This window comes from Campylobacter sp. IFREMER_LSEM_CL2101 (assembly GCF_025771825.1).
Lineage (GTDB): Bacteria > Campylobacterota > Campylobacteria > Campylobacterales > Campylobacteraceae > Campylobacter_D > Campylobacter_D lari_C.
In genome coordinates, this window is record NZ_JAKMQZ010000002.1 from 112,350 (window position 1) to 136,795 (window position 24,446).

Consider the following 24,446-nt stretch of genomic DNA (forward strand, 5'->3'; position numbering starts at 1 on the left):
TATAAAATCATTTTTATTCTTTTAAGAGTAAAATTGCTAAAATAACGCTTTTAATTTTAACCAAGGAAATATTTTGAGGGTTTTACTAGCTTTATTTTTATCAAGCTTGGCTCTTTTAGGCGCTGAAGCAACCATACCAACTGTAAATTTAAGTCTTAGTGCTCCAAATAGCCCACAACAACTCGTAACAACCCTAAATATAGTCATAGTTTTAACCATACTAGCTCTTGCGCCTACCATTGTTTTTGTAATGACTTCTTTTTTAAGACTTGTTGTAGTGTTTTCTTTTTTAAGAACAGCTCTTGGCACTCAAACTATGCCACCAAATACTATTTTGGTTACCTTAGCTTTGATTTTAACTTTTTTCATTATGGAGCCTGTGGCTACAAAATCATACAACGAAGGTATAAAACCCTATATCGCTGAACAAATAGGTTATGAAGAAGCTTTTGCTAAAGGTGTTAAGCCTTTTAAAGATTTTATGCTAAAAAACACCAGGGAAAAAGACTTAGCGCTTTTTTATAGGATTAGAAATTTAGAAAATCCAAAAACCATAGATGATGTGCCTTTAACAGTTTTAGTGCCAGCCTTTATGATAAGCGAGCTTAAAACTGCCTTTGAAATAGGCTTTTTACTTTTCTTGCCATTTTTGGTTATTGATATGGTAGTAAGCTCGGTATTAATGGCTATGGGTATGATGATGCTACCTCCTGTTATGATTTCTATGCCTTTTAAACTTTTGATATTTGTGCTTGTAGATGGATGGAATTTACTCATACAAAATTTAGTCAAAAGCTTTTTAACCTAGCAGAATAAAATGTATATTTTTTCTTCCTTATTCAGTATATTTTGTTTGCTTTTTGGTGGATATTTTGCTAAAAAAATCAAAATTTTAAAACAAAAACAAGCGCGTGCTTTTTTAGATTTTGCTATTATTTTTGCCTTGCCTTGTTTGATTTTTGAGCGTGCTTATCATTTAAATTTTGATTTTTCTTTAATTGTTATTATATTGCTTGGGTTAGGTTGTGCTATTGTTTCAGCATTATGTTGTGTATTTTTAGCTCTTTGTTTTAAATTTAGTAAAAGTACTCTTGTAAGTATTTTTTTACTTTCTAGCTTTGGAAATACTTTATTTGTAGGTATACCTATTATTAGTGGAATTTATCAAGATCCTCATTTTTTGGGTGAGATTATCCTTTATGATGCACTTGCTACTTCTTTGCCAGTGGCACTGCTTGCTCCCTTTATCATCTCTTTAGCTAGCGAGCAAAAAGTAAGCTTTTTACAAAATCTTAAAAAAGTTTTTACTTTTCCACCTTTTGTTGCTTTGATTTTAGGACTTTGTTTTAAGTTTACCACACTTCCTGATTTTATCTTTGAACCTTTGCGTATGCTTGGAGCTAGTGCCACACCTATAGCACTTTTTGCCATAGGTTTAAATTTAGGCTTTTTAAGTATAAAAACTTCTTATAAAGCAACTATAATAGTCATTTTTGGTAAAATGATACTCACACCTTTAATCTTTTTAGTGCTTTTAAAGCTTTTAAATTTCAAATTAAATCCTAGCTCTATCATTGCCTTACTTGAATCAGCTATGCCTACTATGACAATGGTTGCAGCTATGATTATGAAAGCAAAACTTGATACAAATTTAGCAGTTAGTTCTGTGGCTTTTGGTATAGTTTTTGCCTTTATTTCTTTACCTATTTGGGTATATTTTCTAAGCTAAGGATATCAATGACATTTGCTATCTTTGGAAAATATCTTTATGATGATCTTGCTTTCACTCTTAAAGCCTATACTCAAAAAGAAAGTAAAAAAGCTTTTAAAATCATAGAAAAATACAAAAATCAATATTATTTTTTAGGTTATATTCAATATGAATTTTATAAATATCTAGAAGATAAAAATTATAAAAGTAAAGAGCCTTTTTTGTATTTTTTTGCTTTTAAATCAAAAAAAATCTTTACAAACGAAGAAAAAAATTTAGACTTTTATCCAAGTTTTTCATCCAATTTAAATCAAGAAAAATATTTTAAAAACTTTGACAAAGTTAAAGATGCTATAGCTAAAGGTCAAAGCTATCAAGTTAATCTTACTCAAGAATTACATTTACAATCAAATCTTAATTTATACGAGAGTTTTTTAAGCCTTTATCCTAAGCAAAATACCCCTTATAAAGCTTATATGAAAAATGAATTTTTAGAACTAGCTTCATTTTCACCTGAGCTTTTTTTTAAAATCAAAAATAAAAAAATCATCACAAAACCCATGAAAGGCACAATCAAACGCTCAAATGATCCAAAAGAAGATGAAAATCTAAAAAAATTTTTAAAATGTGATGAAAAAACCATTAGCGAAAATGTAATGATAGTTGATTTATTACGCAATGATATTTCAAAACTCATCAAAAAACATTCTTTAAAATGCGAACTTTTTAAGGTTAAAACCTACCCTACCTTACACCAACTCATTTCAAAAATAAGCGGAAAATTAAAGCAAAAAAATGATTATTTTAAAATTTTCAAAGCCCTTTTTCCATGTGGATCTATCACAGGCGCACCCAAAATAGAAACTATTAAACTTATAGAAAATTTAGAGCAAAGAAAACGCGGAATTTATTGTGGAGCTATAGGTTTAATCCATAAAAACAAAGCAAAATTTAGCGTAGCTATACGCACTTTAGAGAAAAAAAGCAATGATGATTTTTTAAGATATGGTGTGGGAAGTGGGCTTGTATGGGACTCACAAAAACAAGATGAATTTGAAGAATTAAAACTAAAAAGTAAAATTTTAGAACCTAACTTTTATTTATTTGAAACAATGTATTTTAAAAATCATTCTATTTTATTTTTCAAAGAACATTTACAAAGAATTTTAAACTCAGCTAATTTTTTTGGCTTTGATACTCAAATATTAATGCATGATTTTAAAAATATACTAGAGAGTAAAGATAAAAAATTCCATTGTAAATCTTTACAAAATTTTGATAATTTTGTTTTTAATCATCATCATTTTTTTACAAAAAGTAATTTTACTCAAAAAGGCTCAAAAGCTATTAAATTAAAACTTTTCAAAAATGGCCTTTATGAGTTTGATTTTAGCAATATACAAGAAAATTCAAGCAAAAAACTACTCATAAGTAAAGATATCGTAAAAGTAAATCTTTTAACACACCATAAAACTTCTCTGCGTAGTTTATATGAAGCAAATTCATATCTATGGAAAGAAAACATTTGCTATGATATAGTTTTTTTTGATGAAAAAGGCATACTTTGTGAGGGTTCAAGAACTAATATTATCATAAATTTAAATGATGAATATTTTACTCCTTATGCTAAAAACTGCCTCAATGGCATTTATAGACAAGCACTCTTAAAACACAAGCTCATCAAAGAAAAAGATATCACTAAAAATGAGCTTTTAAATGCTAAAGAAATTTATGCTATTAATTCTTTAAGAGGCCTAAAAAGGGTGTTTTTGTGAGAGTTTTGATTATAGATAATTATGATTCTTTTACCTACACCATAGCCTTTTATTTAAAAGAATTAAATATTGCTTATAAAATCATCAAAAACGATCAATTTAAAAATCCAAAAAAGCTTAAAAAATACAATTTCACTCATCTTTTAATCTCCCCTGGACCAAATTCTCCAAAAGAATCAAAACTAAGCTTAGAAGCTATAAAATATTTTAAAAAAGATAAAAAAATTCTTGGAATTTGTCTAGGACACCAATGCATAGCACATGTTTTTGGTGGTAAAATTTCTAAACTTCCAAATCCAACTCATGGTAAGGTAAAAACTATAAAATTTAAACCAAACCCACTTTTTAAAAATCTTGAACAAAATTTTAAAATTTGTTTATATCACTCTCTTTATGTTAGCCATATAGGTAAAAAATGTGAAATTTTAGCCCAAAGTGAAGATAATATCATCATGGCTTTAAAACATAAAAAATACGACATTTATGGAGTTCAATTTCATCCTGAAGCCATACTAAGTCAAAATGGCAAAAAGCTACTTAAAAATTTTCTTGCTTTATCATTACTTTAAGTTATATTTTCTATAATAAAACAAAAAGTTTAAAAATGAAAATTTTATATTTACTTTTCTTGCCCTTATTTTTGCTAGCTAATAATCTTAAAGAATTTATAGATTTAAGTTTAAACAATGAAAATTACTTACAAAAGCAACTCCAATTTTCAAAAAGTATTTTAGAACAAGAAAGTGTGCAAAATGCTTATTTACCAAGTTTACATTTAGGTGTTTCTTATCTTGGCTCAAACAAAGATCGCTTTATCATAGAACCCCAAGAAAGTCTAATGAGTACTCTTTCGCTTAAATTTTTACTTTTTGATGGGGGTAATAGAGAAGCAAAAATCGCTAGCATGCAAAGTCTAAAACAACTTGCTCATCTTGAAAAAGAAAACATGGCAAATTATATGGCACTTAGTGCTAGTGTTTTGTATTTTAATTATCTTAGTTTAGAAAGTATTATAGCAAGTGATAAACAAAAAGAAATCACTCTACAAAATCAACTCAAGCGCTTAGAAAATTTTTACCAAGCTGGACTTGCTAGCCAAAGTGAGCTTGAGAGCATAAGAGCAAAATTTGAGTTAAGCTCTTATGAATTAGCTCAAAATGAGTTAAAACTATATGAATTAAAAAATGAAATTTATAATCTTAGTAAAACGCATTTTACGCCTTCTTTTCAAAATATTTTACAAGAACCAAGTGTAGAAAAAAACAAAAGCTATGAAATAGCCCTTATGCAAGAAAAATTAAATTTAGAAAATTTAAAAATAGACTCTGCTAGAGCTGAGTTGTTTCCAAAAATATTTTTACAAAATAGTTTTAGTTTTTATGATATGAACTACAATCCTAAATTACCGCATGAGCTAAAATCAACAAGCGAAAGCTTTCTAAAAGAACATGGACAAAGCAATCGTTTTATTTTAGCTTTTGAATGGAAAATTTTTGATTTTGGTGCTAATCAAAAAGCTCTAGAAGCTCAAAAATATACAAGCAAAATCACTCAATTAGAGCTTGAAAAAACTAAAAGAAAAGTAAATATAGAACTAGATAATCTTTTACAAGAAATTGAAATTTCTAAAGTTAAAATAAAAGCATTAAATGCAAGTTTCAAAGCAGCTAACTTAGCTTTTGAGGCTATTGAGAAAAAATACACCGCAGGACTTTGCTCATATGTAGAATACCTAAATGCATTAGAATTAAAATACAAAAGTCAAAGTCAGCTTGAACTAGCTAAAAATGAATATGAAATTACAAAAGCAAGGTATTATTTTACAGCTGGAATTGATATAAAAACAAAGGTTTTAGAATGAAATTAGTATTTTTAATTTTATTTTCTCTACTCACTTTAAAAGCTGAAGAAATTTATGCTAGTTTTGATGTGCTTGCACAAAATCAATCAAAATTATCCTTGCAAAGTGCTGGTATAGTTAAGGCAATTTATGTGAATGTTAATGATAAGGTAAAAAAAGATCAAGTTTTACTTAAACTTGAAGATTCTAGTGAGCAAATAGCCTTAAAATTAGCACAAAATGAATACAAACTTGCCACTCTTGCGCTAGAACATGCTAAAAGTTCTTTAGAAAAATTTAAAAAGGTACAAGAAGTTATAGATAAGCAAAGTTATGAAAATGTTTTATTTGAGTTTCAAAAAGCACAAAGCTTGCAACAAAAAGCCTTTTTAAATATACAACACTATAAAGATTTAATCGATAAAAAAACTCTAAAAGCACCTTATGATGGGATTATTTCTAACAAATATATCGACATAGGCGATGGAGCTAGGGGAATTTCTCATGTTTTATTTGATTTTTTTTCTTATCCAAAAGTAAAATTGCTTTTAAGTTTTGATGAAAAATTTAAAGACAAGGTAAAAATCGATGATATTTTTATTTATAAAATAGACTCAAATGAAAAAGAATATCAAGGTAAAATCACACTTATTTATCCAAGTATAGACATAAAAACACGAAAAATTTATGCAGAAGTTGAGGCCTTAAACTTTACTCCAGGTTCTTTTGGAGAAGGAAAAATCACTACCAAGGATTAATCTTGTATCGTTTTGCTATTAATAATCCTATTGCTGTTTTGATGTTTTTTATCGCTTTGGTGATTTTTGGTACTTTTTCTATTTTTAGTATGCCTATTAATCTTTATCCAAAAGTAGATATTCCTTTGATTAAAATCACAACAACCGCCAATGGGGATTTAAAATACATAGAATCTAAAATAACCAAAGAAATAGAAAATGCAATTTCAGACGTACAAGGGATAAAAAATATCAATTCTACAAGTTATAATAATTTTTCTATTTCTGTTGTTGAATTTGAATTAGGCAAAAACTTAGAAGTAGCTGCAAATGATATTAGAGATAAACTTAATACTATTAATCTTCCAGCAAAGCCAACCTTAGAAAAAATATCCCCTGATGCAGGTTCTGTTGTATCATTATTTTTAAGCTCCAAAGATCATTTAAAACTTATGCGTAAGATTGACAATGATATAAAACCATTTTTACAAAAAATTTCAGGAGTTGGAACGATCAATGATATAGCCTTTTTAAAACCACAAGTTCAAATCAAACTCCTGCCTAATGCCTTACAAAAATATCATATTAATGCACTTGATGTAGCTAAAATCATCCAAAGCCATAATTTTAAACAATATCTAGGTGAGTTTGAAAATTCAAAAGATAATTTCACTATCAAAGGATATTTTGAAGCACAAAATTTAAAAGAGCTAGAAAATATACGCATTTTTAGTGGAATATTTTTAAAAGATATAGCAAATATTAGTTATGGCTTAGAAGATCAAAAGCAGTTTGCAATGCTTGATACAAAAGATGGGGTATTACTTGAGCTTAATAAAATTTCTGGTTATAACTCCTTAAAAGTTATAGAAAATATCAAAAATTCCTTAAAAACACTACAAACAATAGCAGGCAATGAAATAGAAATTAAAATAGTTTATGATAAAAGCCAAAATATCTTAAAACATATCAATCAAGTTATTTTTGATATGGTTTTTGGCGTGATTTTAACACTTTTAATAGTGTATGTATTTTTAAGAAATATCAGCGCGACTATTTTAGCTTTTATTGTTTTACCAACTTCAATTATTTCTAGTTTTTTTCTCATTAATCTTTTAGGTTATGATATTAATCGCTTAACCATTATAGCTCTTACTTTAAGTATAGGAATTTTTATAGATGATGCTATAGTCATCATTGAAAGTATAGCCAAAAAAGCAAAAACACTTCCTCCTTTACAAGCTTCATTTGAAGGGATCAAAGAAATAGGCTTTAGCGTCTTAAGCATTAGTGCGGTTTTATTGTGTATATTTATACCTATTGCTTATATGAATTCAGTTCCTGGTTTATTTTTTAATGTATTAGCTACTAGTGTTGCTTCTGGTGTGATTATAAGCTATCTTGTAAGTGTATTTTTAATACCTACCTTAAGTGCTAGATTTTTAAATACTAGCGAAAGCGCATTTTATAAAAAAAGTGAATTTTTATTTATAAAACTTGACTTATTTTATGAAAAGCTACTTTATAAAGTTTTAGCTAATAAAATTAAATTTATCCTATCAACGCTTGTTGTAATTATTTTATGTTTTTCTTTAGCTCCTAAAATAGGTTTAGATTTTCTACCTATAGAAGAAGATAGTGAAATACAAGTTTTATTAGAAAGCAAAAACGACTTATCTTTAGAAGCTATGAAAGCAAAAAGTTTAAAAGTATATGAAAATATAAAGCAAGATCCAAGTGTTGCTTATGCATATTTACTTATAGGATATAATGACGCAAAGGAAATTAAAAAAGCAAAAATTTATGTAAAATTAAAACCTTTAAATGAAAGAAAATTCAGACAACCTAAGCTTATTAGTCTTTTTCAAGAAAAATTAAACTCCTATGAAGACTTAAAGATAAAAGTTTTAGAACTCCCTAAAATAGAAGGAGCAGGCATTGAAGATCCGGTTCAAATTCAAATTTTAGGTGATGATTTAAAGCTAATAAAAGAAGCTATTAATAGAATGAAAGAAGTGTTTTCAAAACATGAAGGTTTTGTTGCTATAGATGATAATGAAGGGGATTTAAAAGAAGAAATTGCTATTAACATCAATAGAGAAAAAGCTGCCAAACTTGGTATTAACCCTCAAGAACTTGCTTATGTCTTGGCTTATTCATTTGGAAATTTAAGTGTTGGAAATATGGATTATAAAAATTTTAAAGATGAAATTATCCTTAGCTTTGATGAAGCTTTTAAGCAAAATCCAACTAGTTTAGAGCTAATAGAACTTAAAAATCATAATAATGAAAGTATAAAACTTGCTAGTATTGCTAGCTTTTCTTATAAAAAAGATCTTTCTTTGATTAACAGACACAATAAAACTACTAGTATAAAACTCACTTCAAGCATAGAAAACATTTCTTTGGGTGAAGTAAGAAAAATTTTTGAGTCCAATTTAGCTTATATTTTAGGAAAAAATAACCTATCTTTTGCTTATTCTGGCTTTTTGGATTTTTTAGATGATACCATTAGTGGATTTTTGTTTTCTATATCTTTGGGAATGATTTTGATTTATTTAATCCTTGCTTCTTTGTATTCAAGTTTAATACTTCCTTTAATCATCATGATAAGCATGCCTTTGGCTTTTGGTGGAGCTTGTTTTGGAATTTTTATCACAGGAAATCACTTTTCTTTATTTGTACTTGTAGCTATTATTTTGCTTTTTGGAATGGTAGGAAAAAATGCTATATTATTAGTAGATGTGGCTAATAAAAAATGCGATGAAGGTATGGAAGTAGAAAAAGCGCTAATTTATGCAGGAAAAAGTCGCTTAAGAGCCATTTTAATGACAACTTTTGCAATGATTTTTTCCATGCTTCCACTAGCACTTTCAAGGGGTTCTGGCTTTGAAGGAAATTCTCCTATGGCTATTGCTATTATATTTGGTCTTATTAGCTCAACCTTACTTACACTTTTAGTAGTGCCAGCTTTATTTAAATTTGCTCATAATTTAGATGTGAAAATTAAAAAAATCTACCAAAGAGAGAAAATTTAATTACTTTTTGAAAATCTCATTTACTTTAAACTTAAATTTATGGGGGGGGGTATAATGCTTTTTTCAATTTAAATTTACAAGGAGTAATCAAATGAAACTTTCTTATTACACAAGTAAAGTTTTAATGGGAGTTAGCATTAGTGCTTTATTAAGCAGTGTCATCTTAGCACAAGAAATTGCCATAACAGATGACACTATGAAAAATTATTTTGAAACTAGCGATGGTCAAAATTTCAATCTAAAACAAGAATATACTAATCAAGACTTAACTATAAATCTCACAATGACAGACCTAGCTAATGCTATAGCTAACGATGAATTTAAAGATTTTTCAAGAGTAAATATTAACTTAAATTCTAATAATCTTACTTTGAAAAATACTTCCGAAGGTACTAGTTATGTAACAAACTATACCATTAATGCTAAAAAAACTGAGGCAACAGATGTGATATTTCAAAGCTTAGATGGAAAATCTATAGTCAATGGAGATTTTAATATAAGAGGTTCATCTAATCCTACAGAGGGCGTTTTAGATGATATAAAATCTTCAGCTATTTTAATCGGCGATGGGCATGGCCTACAAGGTTCTCTTGAAGTAAATGGAAATTTTACAGCAGATAAATCTACTCTATTTACCATAGGTGGTAATAAAAGTCAAAACCACATACAAGTAAATGGTAAAGCAAATATCACAAATTCAAACTTTTCCATAGGAACAACAAGTTTTGGTGATTTGGCTTTAAATAATTATGTTTTCATGAGTGCAAGCGAAGGATTTAATGAAGATATAACAAGCTCAAACAAAGCTAGTGCAAACATAAGTAAAAATTTTGAAAACATTGTAGGTATGAGTAGCAAAGATTTAGGACTTGATTATGAAATTGTAAGAGCTATAGATGTAAAAGATTTTGTTGATTATGAACTTTCTACAAAAGATAATAAGCTTTTAATTAGCGGTGGCGCAAATGAAAATGTACTTGATAATAAGAAAGTCTTAGAAAGTGATAAAAAATATCTAGAATTAATTAAAACTGATTTAGAAGATGCCAAAGATGATGAAGGTGCTAATAAAGAAAAAATTGATGAAGCCATTGCAAAAATTGATGAGCAAATAAAACAAATTCAAGATATGATTAGCAATGCTGGAAGCGGAGAAATCTCTAATGATGATTACATTAAAAACGATTCTAGCGTTTCAACTTCCAACAAAGACTTTGTTTCTAAAATTTTAGATGGACTTGCACTCGGTAAAGATTTTAATGCAATAGGTAGTATTAAATTTGATAAAGCTGGAGAGCAAGTAGCAAATGATATAAAAGATTCAGCTAAATCTATCTCAAATGTAAATCAAGCTTCATCAGGTATAAACTCAACTATTAATGTCTCAAATGATGTATCTATAGGTTCTCGTGTAGCTATGTTAAATAATCCTTATGGAAATTATGCTACAAAATTATCTCAAATAAGATTTGCTGCTAATGATTATAGAGGAAATTATGTTGATAATTATAATAACAGCATTTGGGGTAATGTTATAGGTGGTGCAAACATCATAGATGGAGATAGTGGTGCTTTATATGGAGCTACTATAGGTATGGATAGAAAAGTCAATGATGATGTTATTATTGGAGCTTATTTTACTTATGCAAATGCTGAAATAAAAGATAATCTTTTAACCCAAAAATCAGATAACTTCCAATTTGGTGCTTATTCTAATATCTATATAAGTCCAAAAGTTGAAGTTAATGTTAAGGCTTATGCTCAAATTTCTCCAACAGATCAAGATATTATAAATAGAGGATTTAACACTACAAATAGTGCTGACTTTAATAGAAAATTCCTTGGTTTGAGTGCTAACATGGGATATGTTTTTGATTTTAGCGATAATACTTTATTTATCAAACCTTTTGCTGGAGCAAACTACTACTATGCACATACTCCAAGCTATAAAGAAAATGGCATAGCAGGAAAAGATGTCAATAGCGCTAGCAACAATTCCATCTCATTAGAACTTGGCACTGAACTTAGAAAATATATGAGTGAAGAATCATATTTATTTATCACCCCAAAAATAGAACAATATGTAATGAATAATGGAGATGATTTTGTAGCAAGTTTAAATGGTGTAGCATTACCTAGTGTAAAAAGTGATGATAAGAAAAAAACCTATGGACAAATCATTATAGGTGGTAATGTAGATATCAATGAGCAATTTAGCTTAAATGCAGGTGTTGGAGCTAAACAAATACTAGCTGGTAAAACAGATGGTAAAAGCGAAACTTATATAAGCGGTCAAGTAGGTTTTAAATACAAATTCTAAAAAAATATTTTTTGAGAAACTCCTAAATGCTAGAGTTTTTCACTCTAGCATTTTAAAAACTCTCATACTCTTTAGCTATAAAAACTTCATCATCTTTTACAATCAATGGGCGTTTTATGAGCGTTGGACTTTCTAAAATCATTGCTTTAATTTCATCTTGGTTTAAATTTTGAAGTTTTTCTTTATTTAAGCCTAATTTTCTAGCACTCATACCCGCTGTATTTACAAGCTCTAAAACACTCCTTTTGCCAAGCCAAAAATCCAAAGTTTCTTCATCTAGTTTTTTAATATCTAAAAATTCAAATTCAATTTGCTTAGAATTTAAATAATCCATAGCCTTTTTAACACTATTGCAATTTTTAATACCATAAAATTTTAACATTTTCTTGCCTTTTTAACTAAGTCTGCTATGATAAATGCTAATTCTAAAGCTTGGTCAGCATTTAATCTTGGATCACATTGTGTTTCATAGCGTTTAGAAAGTTCTTCTTGAGTGATATTTAAAGAGCCTCCTACACATTCTGTTACATTTTGCCCTGTCATTTCCAAATGTACCCCACCAGGATATACGCTCTCACTCATAGCTATTTCAAAAAATGCACGCACTTCTTGGATGATTTTATCAAATTCTCTTGTTTTAAAATTACCTGATTTAACTGTGTTTGCATGCATAGGATCTATACTATAAAGTATATTAAATCCTTCTTGTTTTAACTCTTTAAATAATTTTGGCAAGGCATTTTCTATCTTATCACATCCCATGCGGATGATGAAATTTAATCTTCCTGCTTCATTATGTGGATTTAAAATACTTACTAGCTTTTTAATCTCATTTAAATCATAATTAGCACTAAGTTTAACACCAAGTGGATTTTTCACTCCACTTAAAAAATGCACATGTGCTTCATCTGCTTTTCTAGTACGCTCACCTATCCAAAGCATATGTGCTGAACAATCATAAATTTCCCCACTTAAACTATCTACCCTAGTTAAAGCTTCTTCATAAGGCAAAAGCAAGGCTTCATGAGAAGTATAAAAGGCTGTTTGAGAAAGATTTGGAGTATCAGTGATACCACAAGCTTGCATAAAAGCTAAAGCTTGAGTGATTTTTTCGCTAAGTTCATCATATTTTCTCCCAAGCTCTGCCTTTTTTAAAAAACCCAAATTCCACTTATGCACTACTCTTAAATCCGCTAAACCGCCTCTTGAAAAAGCTCTTAATAAATTTAAAGTTGTAGCACTTTGATAATACGCTTCTAGCATTCTTTTAGGATCAGCTATTCTTGATTTTTCATTAAATTCAAAACCATTAATAATATCCCCGCGATAACTTGGAAGCTTTACCCCATCAACTTCTTCAAAATCACTACTTCTTGGCTTTGCAAATTGTCCTGCAACGCGCCCTACTTTAACTATAGGGCAAGATCCTGCAAAAGTAAGCACTATAGCCATTTGAAGCATAACTTTAAACATATCTCTTATATTATCAGCACCAAAATTTACAAAACTCTCCGCACAATCTCCTCCTTGAAGTAAAAATGCTTGAGAATTTACAACCTTAGCAAGAGATTTTTTTAATTTATCTACCTCGCCTGCGAAAACAAGCGGTGGTAATTTTTCTAATTTTTTAACAACATCTTGCAATTCATTTTCATCAGGATATTGTGGTTGTTGCTGAATTTTATAATTTTTCCAAGAATCTTTAGTCCATTTCATAGCTTAACTTCCTAATTTTAGTAAGCTAAAATTATACAAAATGAGGCTTAAATTAATATTTTAAAACACTTTCAACGCGTTCAAGACTATCTTGCTTATACAAAGTTAAGCGCACTATAGAATCTTCTAGCGCTAAAAGATTATGAATCTCATGAGCTTTTAAACTTATACTATCTAGCGTTTTAAGTAGAATTTTTTGGTTTAAAACTCCAAAATCGATAGAGCCTTTTAATACTTGTATGGTAATATCAAAAGGTGCTTTATGATCTTTCATAAAGCTATCTTTTGACATAGTTATGCAGATTTCTTTAGCATAAGCATTTTCTATTTTCTTAGATATATTAATGCCGTTTTGAATTTCTTGTTCCCAAGAAATTGCTTCATATATTTGAGTTCTAAATTTCACTTTTATTTTTTAAGTTCTTTAATACGAGCAGCCTTACCTCTTCTATCTCTTAGGTAGAATAATCTAGCACGGCGTACACGACCTCTTCTTAATACTGTAATACTTTCTAAACTTTCACTATAAATAGGGAAAATTCTTTCAACGCCTACATTATTAGCGCCGATTTTACGTACGATGAAAGTTTCATCTACACCATTTCCTCTACGTGCTATACAAATACCTTCAAAATTTTGAATTCTTGTTTTATCGCCTTCTTTAATGCGAATAGCAAGTCTTAAAGTATCTCCAGCACGAAATTCTGGAACATTTTTACCTTCAATTTGTTTTTGCTCAAATTGCTCAATGTATTTATTTTTCATAACGATATTCCTTAAAATTTGCGTTCATGCTTTTGATACAAATCAGGACGAAAATATTTCGTTTTGCAAGACGCCAAAGTAGTTTTTAAAGCTGTTATTTTAGCGTGATTTCCCTTTAAAAACTCTGAAGGCACATAAAATTTTTTATTTTCCTTTTCAAAAACAAATGGCTTAGAAAATGATGGGGCTTCTAATAAGTCATTTTCAAAACTTTCTTCACTTAAGCTTTCACTATTTCCAAGAACATCTTGAATATTTCTGCTAATAGCATCACACATCACCAAAGACGCTAACTCTCCACCTGTAAGTATAAAATCACCTATAGAAAATACCTCATTAGCAAATTCTTCCACAATGCGCTCATCCAAACCCTCATATCTACTACTTACAAAGCAAATATGATCTTTCTTACTTAATCTTTTAGCATCAGTTTGTTTAAAAGTCTTAGCGCAAGGCAAAAGAAAAACAAAATGAACATTTTTATCTTGCTTTTTAATATGCCTTAAGCAATCATACAAAGGCTGAACTTGTAATAAAAGCCCTGCGCCTCCTCCTATTTTATAATCATCTACTTTAAAGTGCTTGTTTGTGGTAAAATTTCTAGGATTAACAAAAGCAAATTCTAATATCCCTTTTTCTTTTGCTCTTGCTAAAATAGAAGTTTGAAAATAAGGCTCAATAAGCTCTGGGAATAAACTTACAAAAGTATATTTCATGAATTTTCTAAAATATCTAAAGCAGATTGTGTGAATATCTTTTTATTTTCTACATCAACTTTTTGAATATATTTATCAACATAAGGAATATAAAAGTTTTTAACCTTTGTTTGTAGTTTTTCATCGCATTTTATACAAAATAAAAATCCTGCTCCATTTTCTAAAATGTCTTCAACTACACCTAGTTTTTGCTCATTTTCAATAACGTCACATCCAATTATATCAAAATAAAAATACTCATCTTTTTTTAATTTACAAGTTTCTTTTGTAGCTTCAATAGTTTGAAAAAGAGTAATATTAGTTAAGGTTTTGGCAGTCTCAACACTCTCAAAACCTTCAAATAAAACTAAAGATCTAGTTTTATCAAAAGCTTTTATGGTGTAAATTTTTTGATTAATATCAAAAAATTTAGCACCTATTTTAAACTGCTCATAAAAATCACTAAGATTATGTAATTTTACATAACCTTTCAAACCAACACTTTTCCCAAGTTTAGCAACTTGGACTAAATCATTCTTCAATAGCTTTTACCGTTATACGATATGAAGTTGCATCTTTAACTTTATAAGCCATAATGACTGTTTTTATTGCGTTGATTAATTTTCCATTTTTTCCGATCAACTTACCAGTATCAGATGGATCGACATAAATGATAATTTCAGCAAAATTATTTTCTAAATTTTGTCTTTGTATATCAACTTTTTCAGGAAAATCAACAATTAATTTTGCGTATTCTCTTAAAAAATTTTCAACCATTTTATTTGCTTGTAATAGCTGCTACTCTATCGCTTAATTTAGCACCTACGCTTTTCCAATAAGCTAAACGCTCAGCATCAAATTTTACCACTTCAGGTTCAACCATAGGATTGTAATATCCAATGCTTTCTATCCAGCTACCATCGCGTCTTTTTCTACTATCAGTTACAACTATACGATAAAATGGTCTTTTTTTACGTCCCATTTTTGTAAGTCTGATTACTGTCATTTTAATACTCCTAAAAAAATTAAAATTTTGTTATAGATATTTTAACTCATATATCCATAAAAAAGCTTTAATTATTGCGGTCTTTTAGCTTGCTGCAACATATTCATAAAGTTTTCCATTCCTTTTTTATTTGAAAATTTCTTTGCCAACTTGGCTGCATTACTAAATTGTTTTAAAAAGCGATTTACTTCCATTTGAGATAAACCAGCACCCTCTGCAATACGACGCTTTCTTGCATTATTTAATAAATCAGGATTTTCTCTTTCTTTTGGCGTCATTGATGAAATCATTGCCTTAATATGAATAATTTCTTTAGAATTATCCAAGTCAATATCTTTAATATTTGCTGCCATAGATGATAAACCAGGTATCATACCAATGATTGATTTCATACTACCAAGTTTTTTAACACTTTCCATTTGATTTAAAAAGTCATTAAAATTAAATTCACCTTTTTTAATTTTCTTATTAAGTTTTTTTGCTTCTTTTTCATCAATAATGGTAGCAGTTTTTTCAGCCAAAGTCGCTAAATCACCCTCGCCCATGATACGATTAACAATCCTATCAGGGATAAACACTTCCAAATCAGCTACTTTCTCACCAACACCTATAAATCTTAAAGGCACACCAATTTGTTTTGCCATACCTAGCGCAACACCACCTTTAGTATCTGCATCAAATTTACTTAAAACAACCCCTGTAATTTCTAAAGCCTCATTAAAACTACTTGCAGTTTTAACTCCATCTTGACCACTCATAGCATCAGCTACATAAAATACTTCATCAGGATTTAAAATAGCTTTTACTTCTTTAAGCTCATTCATCAAAGCCGTATCAATTGCTAAACGGCCGGCAGTATCTACAAGCAAAACATCATACATAGAATTTTTTGCTTTTTCTAAAGCTTGTTTAGCTACATTTAAAGGATTGCTTTCATTTTCTATGAAAAATAAATCAAGCTCATTAGCTTGAGTGAGTTGTCTTAATTGCTCTACTGCAGCCAATCTTTGCAAATCACATGCAGCAATTAGTACTTTTTTATTTCTTAGTTTTAAGTAATTAGCAATTTTTACCGTAGTAGTAGTTTTACCACCACCTTGTAAACCACACATCAAAACAACCGTAGGCGGCTTACTAGCAAATACAAAACCTTGATTTTTACCTTTAACACTAAGAATTTCTTCTAAATTTTTCTTAATTGAGTCTAAAAATTGTTTTTGACCTATGCCATTAGTTTTTACATCATTTTCTACTAAAGTAAGTAATTCTTTAGTAACTTTATGATGTACATCTGCTTTTAAAAGGGCTTTTTTTAAAGTGTCAAGAGCATTTTTTAAAGCTTTTTCATCATCAACAAAACGAAGTTTATTAACTGCGGATTTAAATGACTCACTAACTATTTCAAACACTTTATTTTCCCTTTATTAAAATTTTAAAAAGCTAAATTATAAACCCTTTTAGCTTTAAACGCCTTTAAAAATTTAAATTTTTTATTTCAAAACCATAAGCATTGAAGCTCTCATCAAGTAAGGCTTTAAATTGATAATCAAAAATATGCGTTTCATAAGAGTGTAAATACATTCTTGATGAACTAATTTTTGCATATTTTTCATCACCGATAATACCATGTTTTATATGATTTAAATGTACTCTAATTTGATGTGTTCTACCTGTTTTAATGACTGCTTTTATTAAGGTTTTTTTAGCATTTACCATTAAAGGTATAACTTGAGTATGAGCTTCTAAGCCAAATTTATCGATTTTACTAAAAGCTCCGGATTTATTTTTTATAGTAGTTATTTTTTCACAAATTTCAAGTTCTTCAGCAATCACTCCCTCAACAATAGCTAAATAGCTTTTATAAACATTTTGCTTTTTATATTCTTGGATACATTTTAGTCTAAATTCCTCATCTTTACTTAAAAGTAAAACTCCACTTGTTTCTCTATCAAGCCTGTTGATTAATTTAGCATTATAAACACTTTCTAAATTCTCACTAATTTCTCCATAAGGCTTATTTAAGGCTATGATTTTATCATCTTCAAAAAGTATTTTTGCTTTTTTTATTTTTTGCACAACAAATCTTGTTTTAGAACTCATTAAAGCTCTAGCTATAACAACCTTTTTACCCATAGCAAAAACACAGCCTTTGTCAATCAAATCCTTTGCTGCGTTATTAGAAATTTTTTCTTGCATTGCAAGCAATTTATAAGCTTTTTCTTGCATCTAAACCTTCTTTTATACTTAGTATAACTTCACTTAAGTCACTTTGTTCTTTAAGTTGTGCTTGTGATAATTTTTGTTTTAAAAAACTATTTATATCTTTTACACTCTCGCAAATATATAAACTATCAACTTCTTGATATAAACTTTCTTGATTGAAAAAATATCTCCCTGAGATAATAGCATTATTCCATCTAGCTGCTTCTATGGGATTATGTCCACCTATATTATCTACAAAAGAGCCGCATAAAAAAACCACATCACTAATCTTATAAAAACTTTCTAGCTCACCCAAAGTATCTAACAATAAACATTTGGTATTAAAAAAATTTGCAAAATCATTTTCACTTAAAGTAAAGTCTGAAAATTTTTGCATATTATAGTGGTTTTTTTGACAAAAATCTTTTAAAATTCCCTCAACCTCGCCAAAACGCTCCGGATGTCTTGGGGCAATAATCAATTTATCATTTTCTTCTAAATTAATTTCATCAAGCAATAATTGCTCTTCATTTTCATGTGTGCTAGCAAATACAATAATCCTAGCTTTAGGTTTGGAATAGTTTTTCACTTGCTCTTGTTTTATATTAGCTTTGATATTCTTATATGCTATAACATTTTTAGCGCCCAAGCATTCTAATCTTTCTTTGTCTTTTTGACTTTGCGCAAATACAACATCAATATATTTAAAAATCAAACGATAAAAAAAGCTAAAACGCTTGTAATTTTTTAAAGATCTATCGCTAATCCTAGCATTTAATAAAATCACTTTTGCATTATAAAATTTAGCCATAAACACAAGCATAAGCCAAAGCTCTGCTTCAAAAATAACCAAAACTTTACAAGGTCTCATCCAAAAAGGCACAAAAATTTCAAATGGTAAAAAATTTACTTTTTTAGAATGTCTTAAAGCTTCATTAAATCCAGTTTGCGTGATGGTTGAAATTTTACAAGTTGGAAAAAGTTTTATTAAAGGAATAAGGCTTTTAATCTCACCAAAAGAACAAGCATGAAAATATACATCACCTTGTTTTTGTCTTAAATTTTTGTAAAGAAAAAATCTTGATTTTAATGATATTTTATACTTTTCCTTACAAAAACTTAAAATCAACAAAAAAGGAGCTGCGATTACATATATAATCGCAGCAAAAATATAATAAAAAAAAATCAATTTTGATTTTCTTCTTTTTCTTTGTATAAAATTCTTCCACAATGTGGACAAGTTACGATTTCATCGCCTTTTAAAACAGCTAAATAAGTTTTGTCGTAAATTCTCATAAAACAGCCATAACAAGCATGTTTTTTTACAGGAACTACAGCACTATTTCCCGCCCATTTTCTAATTTTTTCATAAAAAGTTAAAACTTTTTGATTTATTTCACCCATCAGTTTAACTTTTTTATCATAAATTTGCAATCTATCTTTTTCAATATCTACTAATACAGCTTTAGTTTGAACATCGATTTGATCCACTTCATTTTCAAGTTCGCTTCTTTTAGCTTGCAATTCTTGTATGAATTTTTCTTTATTTTCTAAAATTTTATCCAATCTTTCTATTTCTTCATTTGCTGCATCAAGTTGCTCTTTAGCTATATCTTCTTCAATTTTTAAAGCATTTGCTTCTTTTTCAGTTTTTACTGCAGCACTTTTTTTAGCTATTTCTTTGATTTTTACACCAAATTCTGCAATATGGTTATTGTTTTGAACTTTTTGATTTTCTATATCTTTAATATCTTTCTCAAAACTAGCAATTTCCTCTTCAGTTTTATCAAGCAAATTACGCTTTTCTTTTAAATCTTTTGTAGCATCTTCTACTTTATTTGTAAAACCATCAAGTTCTTTATCAATTTGCGATAAAGTTATAAGTTGTTCTAGGTATTTATTCATTGAATTTTTCCTTAAAAATATTGAAATGGATTTTTTGAAACTGATATTATAACTTCTAAATGAAATTTTTGCAAATCTTTTGCTAAAATTTCACTAAAACAAGATTCGCTTTCATAATGCCCTATATCAATCAAACTAAGTTTATTGTGATAACTTTCCAAAGCTTGATGATACTTAAAATCTCCACTTAAAAAGCAATCTGCCTTAACACTAGAAATCAAATCTCCTCCACTGCCTGTGCATATTGCTAAAGTTTTAATTTTCTCATTACCTGCATTTACAACTCTTATACAATCAAGCTTTAAACTTTTTTTCACATGAGTAATTAAATCACTAAATTTAAAATCAACATCACAATAAATTAAAAACTCATTTTGCTCTTTGATTTTAAAACCTAAAATTTCATTAGCAAAATAAGCATTTAAATGACTTAAATCAAAATTCGTATGCATAGCGATTAAGGCTATATTTTTTTGTATCATTTTAGTAAGAATATTTTGCGGATAAAACACTCCGCTTAAATTTTTTAAGCCTTTAAAAATTAAAGGATGATGAACTATAAATAGTGAATTTTCACTCGCATTTTCAATTAAATGCATATCCACATCAAGAGCAAGATAAATCTTGTTTATATCTTGATCGAAATTTCCAAGCAATAAGCCACTATTGTCCCATGAACTTTGCGTATTAAATGGACTAATAGTATCTAAATAATCATAAATTTCTTTAATTTTCATCTAAACTTTCTTTATACACCAAAGCACAGTTTTTAGATAATTCTCTAATTTTAAGCATAAAATCTTGTCTTTGAGTTACTGAAATAGCTCCTCTTGCATCAAGCAAGTTAAAAGTATGCGCTGCTAACATACAATAATCATATGCGGGTAAAGCAAGCTTTGCTTCTAATGCATTTTTGCACTCATTATAAGCATTTTCAAATTGCACATTTAAAGTTTTTACATCACTTACTTCAAAATTATATTTACTAAATTCAAACTCACCTTGCTTATGAACATCTTTATAAGTAATTTTTTCGCCGTTAAATTCATTCCAAACTATGTCATATACATTATCTACATCTTGCAAATACATTGCAAGTCTTTCTAAACCATAAGTAATTTCAGCACTTACTAAATCTACGCTTATACCGCCAACTTGCTGAAAATAAGTAAATTGTGTCACTTCCATACCATCAAGCCAAACTTCCCAGCCCAAACCCCAAGCGCCTAGACTTGGGCTTTCCCAGTTATCTTCAACAAAACGAATATCATGCGATTTTAAATCAAAACCTAAATTTTCTAAACTTTTTAAATATAATTCTTGGATATTATCAGGACTTGGTTTAATCAAAACTTGAAATTGATAATAAGCGCCTAACCTATTAGGATTTTCTCCATATCTACCATCAGTTGGTCTTCTACTTGGTGCTACATAAGCAGTTGCCCATGGTTTTTTTCCTAAACTCCTTAAAAAAGTTGCCGGATGAAAAGTCCCTGCACCTGCTGGAAAATCATAAGGTTGCATAATAGCACAACCTTGCTTTTGCCAAAATTCTTGTAAATTTAATATCATTTGAGAAAAGGTCATTTTTCTTCCTTTATTTCTTCTGACTTTTCAGGCGAATTTGCATATAATTCTACTGTTTTATTCCACATCATTTTATATTTTCTTTTTAGAAATTCTACTTCATTGCGTGCATATTTAAGTTGCTCATTAAGATTTTCTATAGTTTTTCTATCCTCATCGTAAAGTTCTTGCATAGAATAAAGAGCATCTTTTAAAAATTTATTCTCACCCTTTAAAGCTTCTAAAGTCTCATCCTTAGCATCAAGAACTTTTTCATGTAAATTTAAAATAGTTCCTATAGTTTTTTCTACAAAACTTTCTCCTGCTAAAGTCATAGAGTTTACCATAGCAGGTTGTTTTGAGCTCATAGGTACCACACTAAAAGTTCCTTGATTAGCTTCTATATAAATTTTACCCTCTTCTTCTTTGAAATTTAAAGCACCATTTGCCATCATTCCTTTTACAACATCTTCAGATAAATGCACTAATTGACAAAATTCTTTTAATTCCAAGTAAGTTTGCATACATGCTCCTTAAAGAAAAACTTCAATTGTATTAGAATCTTGGATTAATTTTTCTTGTTGTTTTTGTCTATCTTCTAATAATTTTTGCGCTAAAGACTCATCTTCTATTGCTAAAATTTGTACAGCTAAATAAGCTGCATTAATAGCCCCTGCTTTACCTATAGCTACAGTTGCCACAGGAATCCCACTTGGCATTTGCACAGTAGAAAATAAAGAATCCATGCTTGCTAAATTACTTCCTGGCATAGGTATACCTAAAACAGGTTTTGTTGTGTGTGCTGCAACAGCCCCTGCTAAATGTGCTGCCATACCTGCTGCGGCAATAAATACTTTAGCACCTTTTTCTTCAGCGTTTTTAATGTATTCTTGAGTTCTTTGAGGACTTCTATGTGCTGAAGTGATTAAAATTTCATATTTAACATCAAATTTTTCCAAAATTCCCAAAGCTTCTTTTACCACATCATAATCACTCTTACTTCCCATCAATATAGAAACAAATTTCATTCAACACTCCTTCTTAAAAAGCTAAATTCTGGAAGCTTAAACGGTAAAGTAATTTCATTTTCATTACCACTATGAATTTCACTAAATTCTTTATTATTTTTGGCTAATAATTGTTTAAAAACTATAAATTTCTTACCATCATTTTCATAAATTAAACCTAGTTTATTTTCTCCTAATTCTATATTAGAATTAACCGGAGCTAAAATTTCATATTCTTTGTTTAATTCTATCTTGCCTTTACATTTAAAAAACTCACCATCTTCACTAATAGCATGCACTTGATGAGTTCCTTCTTCTATGCTTGTATCATGATTAATAGAATCGGTTTTTTCATAAGCTCTTGAAACTAAATATCCATCCGTAAAACCCCTGTGTTTTAAAGTATGAATTTCTTTTTCATATTTGTTCGCATCGAAAGTATTTTGCAATACATCTTGCACTGCCATTTTATAAGTTCTTGTAGTCAAAGCTACATAGTACTCACTTTTTGTTCTTCCTTCTATTTTAAAAGCATGAATACAATTTTCTTGCATAATTTTTTGAATATATGAGCTTAAATTTAAATCTTTAGAATTAAATACATGTGTGCCATTTTCATCTTCTTCTAATCTAAAAAGCGTATTTGTTTCTGGATTTTTCGCATAAAGCTCATAATTAAATCTACAATCATTTGCGCAAGAGCCACGATTACTCATACGCCCACTTTGTACTGAACTTATTAAACATCTACCAGAATATGCAAAACACATAGAACCATGCACAAAACTTTCAAGCTCGATATCACAATTGTTTTTCAAATCTTTTGCATCTTTTAAGCCAAGTTCCCTTGCTATAACAACGCGCTTAGCTCCCATGTCTTTATAAACTTGGGCGTCTAAATAGTTTAAAATATTAGCTTGAGTGGATACATGAAGATTGATTTCAGGTGCAAGTTCTTTAACTAAACGCATAGCACCTACAGAAGCTACTATAAAAGCATCAGGTTTCATTTCTTTTAATTTTAAAATATGCCTTTTTAAACCCTCAATTTGTGAGCTAAAATGAAAACCATTAATGGTTACATAAATTTTTTTTCCTCTTGCATGCGTATAATCAATAGCTTCTTTAAAAGTTTCATAATTAAAATCTCTAGCAGTTCTTGCTCTTAATGAAAAATTACTCACTCCTGCATAAACAGCATCAGCTCCATAAGCTAACGCTATTTTTAATTTTGTAAAATTTCCCGCAGGAGCTACTATTTCAGGAATAATCATTTTTTTCCTAAACTTGCGATTAATGCCTCAATATCATCATTGCTTACAACATCTGTAGTTGTATCCCCTTCAATATGCACAGCCGATCCCACGCGTTTTTCATCATCAATTTTACCTTCAAATAAACTACTCATATATCTACTTAAAGCTCTCATAACATTAATAACACGCTCGATTTTTTGACGGTGAATATCTTGATATTGCATAGCATCCATTGCCATCATAACTTCATCTTGTCCAGTTTGTAAACAACCTGTAATTTCATCTATAATATTTTTAGCATTATTATTGGTTTCTATAGCCTCTTTAAAGCTTGCAACATTAGGAAATTTTGCATTTAGTTTTTCAAAAATTTCTATATTTTTATTTAAAGCATCACTAATTACACAAAGCTCATTTTCTGAATTTGCAAAAAAATCATTAATAGCTTCTAGTTTTTCCATCATTTCAGTAGCTTTGATTTCACTATCTCTTGTAACATCATCAAGTTGATGTACAACTTTATGTTCTTTACTAGGTGGTGGTGGTGGCCAAGCCATATCCGCTCTTGCTTTATAATCGCCGTTAATCATATCATTTACAATTTGCTGATTTTTTTCCTCATCTTCATACTCTGTTTCAGGTTTTGCTTCTGTTTCTTCTACAGAATCAAGATCTAAGTCTTCAGTGCTATTCATTAAAGCATCTAATTCTTCTTGAGTCATTGTCACACCTTTTTTAATAATAAAAAACTAATGCGAGATTATATTACAAAAAAATATAAATCAATATTAATTTTAGTTTTTTTATACAAAATAACATTTTTTTATATTTGACTATAAAAAAAATATTAATTTAAACTTAATTTAAAAAAAATATACTACAATCTTAAAAAATAAATTAAAACCTA

At 28.9% G+C, this 24,446-nt stretch carries 26 protein-coding genes; 8 read left to right on the forward strand and 18 right to left on the reverse strand.

Annotated elements, in window-relative coordinates; translation table 11 throughout:
• Positions 1 to 73 precede the first annotated feature (73 nt).
• From fliP to L8V88_RS01950, 8 genes are all read left to right on the forward strand, one after another.
• Positions 74 to 808 (forward strand): flagellar type III secretion system pore protein FliP, encoded by a 735-nt coding sequence (gene fliP, locus L8V88_RS01915; protein ID WP_012661688.1) that lies wholly within the window; start codon positions 74 to 76, stop codon positions 806 to 808.
• Positions 809 to 817: 9 nt separating this feature from the next.
• Positions 818 to 1,729, forward strand: coding sequence for an AEC family transporter (locus tag L8V88_RS01920; protein WP_263726545.1), 912 nt, complete (start codon positions 818 to 820; stop codon positions 1,727 to 1,729).
• Positions 1,730 to 1,737: 8 nt separating this feature from the next.
• Entirely contained in the window at positions 1,738 to 3,486 is a 1,749-nt protein-coding gene (locus tag L8V88_RS01925) for a bifunctional anthranilate synthase component I family protein/class IV aminotransferase (RefSeq protein ID WP_263726546.1), read from the forward strand.
• The gene (locus L8V88_RS01930; protein ID WP_263726547.1) at positions 3,483 to 4,055 is read left to right on the forward strand and encodes an anthranilate synthase component II; all 573 of its coding nucleotides are present in this window, start codon (positions 3,483 to 3,485) and stop codon (positions 4,053 to 4,055) included. Before L8V88_RS01925 ends, L8V88_RS01930 begins: the two co-directional genes overlap by 4 nt.
• 35 nt (positions 4,056 to 4,090) lie before the next feature.
• Positions 4,091 to 5,347 carry a TolC family protein gene (locus L8V88_RS01935; RefSeq protein WP_263663143.1) on the forward strand — a complete coding sequence of 419 codons (1,257 nt, stop codon included), beginning with the start codon at positions 4,091 to 4,093 and terminating at the stop codon, positions 5,345 to 5,347.
• Positions 5,344 to 6,084, forward strand: coding sequence for an efflux RND transporter periplasmic adaptor subunit (locus tag L8V88_RS01940; RefSeq protein ID WP_263726548.1), 741 nt, complete (start codon positions 5,344 to 5,346; stop codon positions 6,082 to 6,084). The genes L8V88_RS01935 and L8V88_RS01940 overlap by 4 nt, the downstream gene beginning before the upstream one ends.
• Positions 6,085 to 6,086: 2 nt before the next feature.
• Positions 6,087 to 9,101, forward strand: a complete 3,015-nt coding sequence (locus L8V88_RS01945; protein ID WP_263726549.1) for an efflux RND transporter permease subunit — start codon at positions 6,087 to 6,089, stop codon at positions 9,099 to 9,101.
• A gap of 91 nt (positions 9,102 to 9,192) precedes the next feature.
• A complete protein-coding gene (locus tag L8V88_RS01950; RefSeq protein ID WP_263726550.1) occupies positions 9,193 to 11,421 on the forward strand; it encodes an autotransporter domain-containing protein in 2,229 nt (742 codons plus the stop codon).
• 52 nt (positions 11,422 to 11,473) lie between these two features.
• On the opposite strand, the gene L8V88_RS01955 is transcribed toward L8V88_RS01950, so the two are convergent.
• The 18 genes from L8V88_RS01955 to L8V88_RS02040 all read right to left on the reverse strand — a co-directional run bounded on the left by L8V88_RS01955 (position 11,474) and on the right by L8V88_RS02040 (position 24,261).
• The gene (locus tag L8V88_RS01955) at positions 11,474 to 11,803 is read right to left on the reverse strand and encodes a Spx/MgsR family RNA polymerase-binding regulatory protein (RefSeq protein WP_263726551.1); all 330 of its coding nucleotides are present in this window, start codon (positions 11,801 to 11,803) and stop codon (positions 11,474 to 11,476) included.
• Positions 11,797 to 13,137 (reverse strand): class II 3-deoxy-7-phosphoheptulonate synthase, encoded by a 1,341-nt coding sequence (locus L8V88_RS01960; protein ID WP_263726552.1) that lies wholly within the window; start codon positions 13,135 to 13,137, stop codon positions 11,797 to 11,799. Before L8V88_RS01960 ends, L8V88_RS01955 begins: the two co-directional genes overlap by 7 nt.
• A 52-nt stretch (positions 13,138 to 13,189) precedes the next feature.
• Positions 13,190 to 13,543 (reverse strand): cupin domain-containing protein, encoded by a 354-nt coding sequence (locus L8V88_RS01965; protein WP_263726553.1) that lies wholly within the window; start codon positions 13,541 to 13,543, stop codon positions 13,190 to 13,192.
• Between the two features lie 2 nt (positions 13,544 to 13,545).
• Positions 13,546 to 13,902, reverse strand: coding sequence for a 50S ribosomal protein L19 (rplS, locus tag L8V88_RS01970; protein ID WP_012661698.1), 357 nt, complete (start codon positions 13,900 to 13,902; stop codon positions 13,546 to 13,548).
• An 11-nt stretch (positions 13,903 to 13,913) separates the two neighbouring features.
• A complete protein-coding gene (gene trmD, locus L8V88_RS01975; protein ID WP_263726554.1) occupies positions 13,914 to 14,618 on the reverse strand; it encodes a tRNA (guanosine(37)-N1)-methyltransferase TrmD in 705 nt (234 codons plus the stop codon).
• Complete coding sequence (gene rimM, locus L8V88_RS01980; protein ID WP_039628476.1) at positions 14,615 to 15,139, reverse strand: ribosome maturation factor RimM; 525 nt, start codon at positions 15,137 to 15,139, stop codon at positions 14,615 to 14,617. The genes trmD and rimM overlap by 4 nt, the downstream gene beginning before the upstream one ends.
• Positions 15,129 to 15,374, reverse strand: a complete 246-nt coding sequence (locus tag L8V88_RS01985) for a KH domain-containing protein (RefSeq protein ID WP_012661701.1) — start codon at positions 15,372 to 15,374, stop codon at positions 15,129 to 15,131. The genes rimM and L8V88_RS01985 overlap by 11 nt, the downstream gene beginning before the upstream one ends.
• Before the next feature lies 1 nt (position 15,375).
• Entirely contained in the window at positions 15,376 to 15,603 is a 228-nt protein-coding gene (gene rpsP / locus L8V88_RS01990; protein ID WP_012661702.1) for a 30S ribosomal protein S16, read from the reverse strand.
• 71 nt (positions 15,604 to 15,674) lie between these two features.
• The gene (gene ffh / locus L8V88_RS01995; protein WP_263726555.1) at positions 15,675 to 17,012 is read right to left on the reverse strand and encodes a signal recognition particle protein; all 1,338 of its coding nucleotides are present in this window, start codon (positions 17,010 to 17,012) and stop codon (positions 15,675 to 15,677) included.
• 64 nt (positions 17,013 to 17,076) lie between these two features.
• The gene (locus L8V88_RS02000) at positions 17,077 to 17,829 is read right to left on the reverse strand and encodes a pseudouridine synthase family protein (protein ID WP_263726556.1); all 753 of its coding nucleotides are present in this window, start codon (positions 17,827 to 17,829) and stop codon (positions 17,077 to 17,079) included.
• Complete coding sequence (waaA, locus tag L8V88_RS02005; protein WP_263726557.1) at positions 17,810 to 18,994, reverse strand: lipid IV(A) 3-deoxy-D-manno-octulosonic acid transferase; 1,185 nt, start codon at positions 18,992 to 18,994, stop codon at positions 17,810 to 17,812. The genes L8V88_RS02000 and waaA overlap by 20 nt, the downstream gene beginning before the upstream one ends.
• Positions 18,991 to 19,710 carry a zinc ribbon domain-containing protein gene (locus L8V88_RS02010; protein ID WP_263726558.1) on the reverse strand — a complete coding sequence of 240 codons (720 nt, stop codon included), beginning with the start codon at positions 19,708 to 19,710 and terminating at the stop codon, positions 18,991 to 18,993. Before L8V88_RS02010 ends, waaA begins: the two co-directional genes overlap by 4 nt.
• 11 nt (positions 19,711 to 19,721) lie before the next feature.
• Positions 19,722 to 20,447 carry a Nif3-like dinuclear metal center hexameric protein gene (locus tag L8V88_RS02015; RefSeq protein ID WP_263726559.1) on the reverse strand — a complete coding sequence of 242 codons (726 nt, stop codon included), beginning with the start codon at positions 20,445 to 20,447 and terminating at the stop codon, positions 19,722 to 19,724.
• Positions 20,437 to 21,297 (reverse strand): glycine--tRNA ligase subunit alpha, encoded by an 861-nt coding sequence (glyQ, locus tag L8V88_RS02020; protein WP_039618598.1) that lies wholly within the window; start codon positions 21,295 to 21,297, stop codon positions 20,437 to 20,439. Before glyQ ends, L8V88_RS02015 begins: the two co-directional genes overlap by 11 nt.
• Positions 21,294 to 21,800, reverse strand: coding sequence for a DUF3972 domain-containing protein (locus tag L8V88_RS02025; RefSeq protein WP_263695382.1), 507 nt, complete (start codon positions 21,798 to 21,800; stop codon positions 21,294 to 21,296). Before L8V88_RS02025 ends, glyQ begins: the two co-directional genes overlap by 4 nt.
• Positions 21,801 to 21,809: 9 nt before the next feature.
• Positions 21,810 to 22,304, reverse strand: coding sequence for a 5-(carboxyamino)imidazole ribonucleotide mutase (gene purE, locus L8V88_RS02030; RefSeq protein ID WP_263677245.1), 495 nt, complete (start codon positions 22,302 to 22,304; stop codon positions 21,810 to 21,812).
• Positions 22,301 to 23,557, reverse strand: coding sequence for a peptidase U32 family protein (locus L8V88_RS02035; RefSeq protein ID WP_263726560.1), 1,257 nt, complete (start codon positions 23,555 to 23,557; stop codon positions 22,301 to 22,303). The genes purE and L8V88_RS02035 overlap by 4 nt, the downstream gene beginning before the upstream one ends.
• Positions 23,554 to 24,261: a protein phosphatase CheZ gene (locus L8V88_RS02040; protein ID WP_263674650.1), complete on the reverse strand. Its 708-nt coding sequence runs from the start codon at positions 24,259 to 24,261 to the stop codon at positions 23,554 to 23,556. The genes L8V88_RS02035 and L8V88_RS02040 overlap by 4 nt, the downstream gene beginning before the upstream one ends.
• Between the last annotated feature and the right edge of the window lie 185 nt (positions 24,262 to 24,446).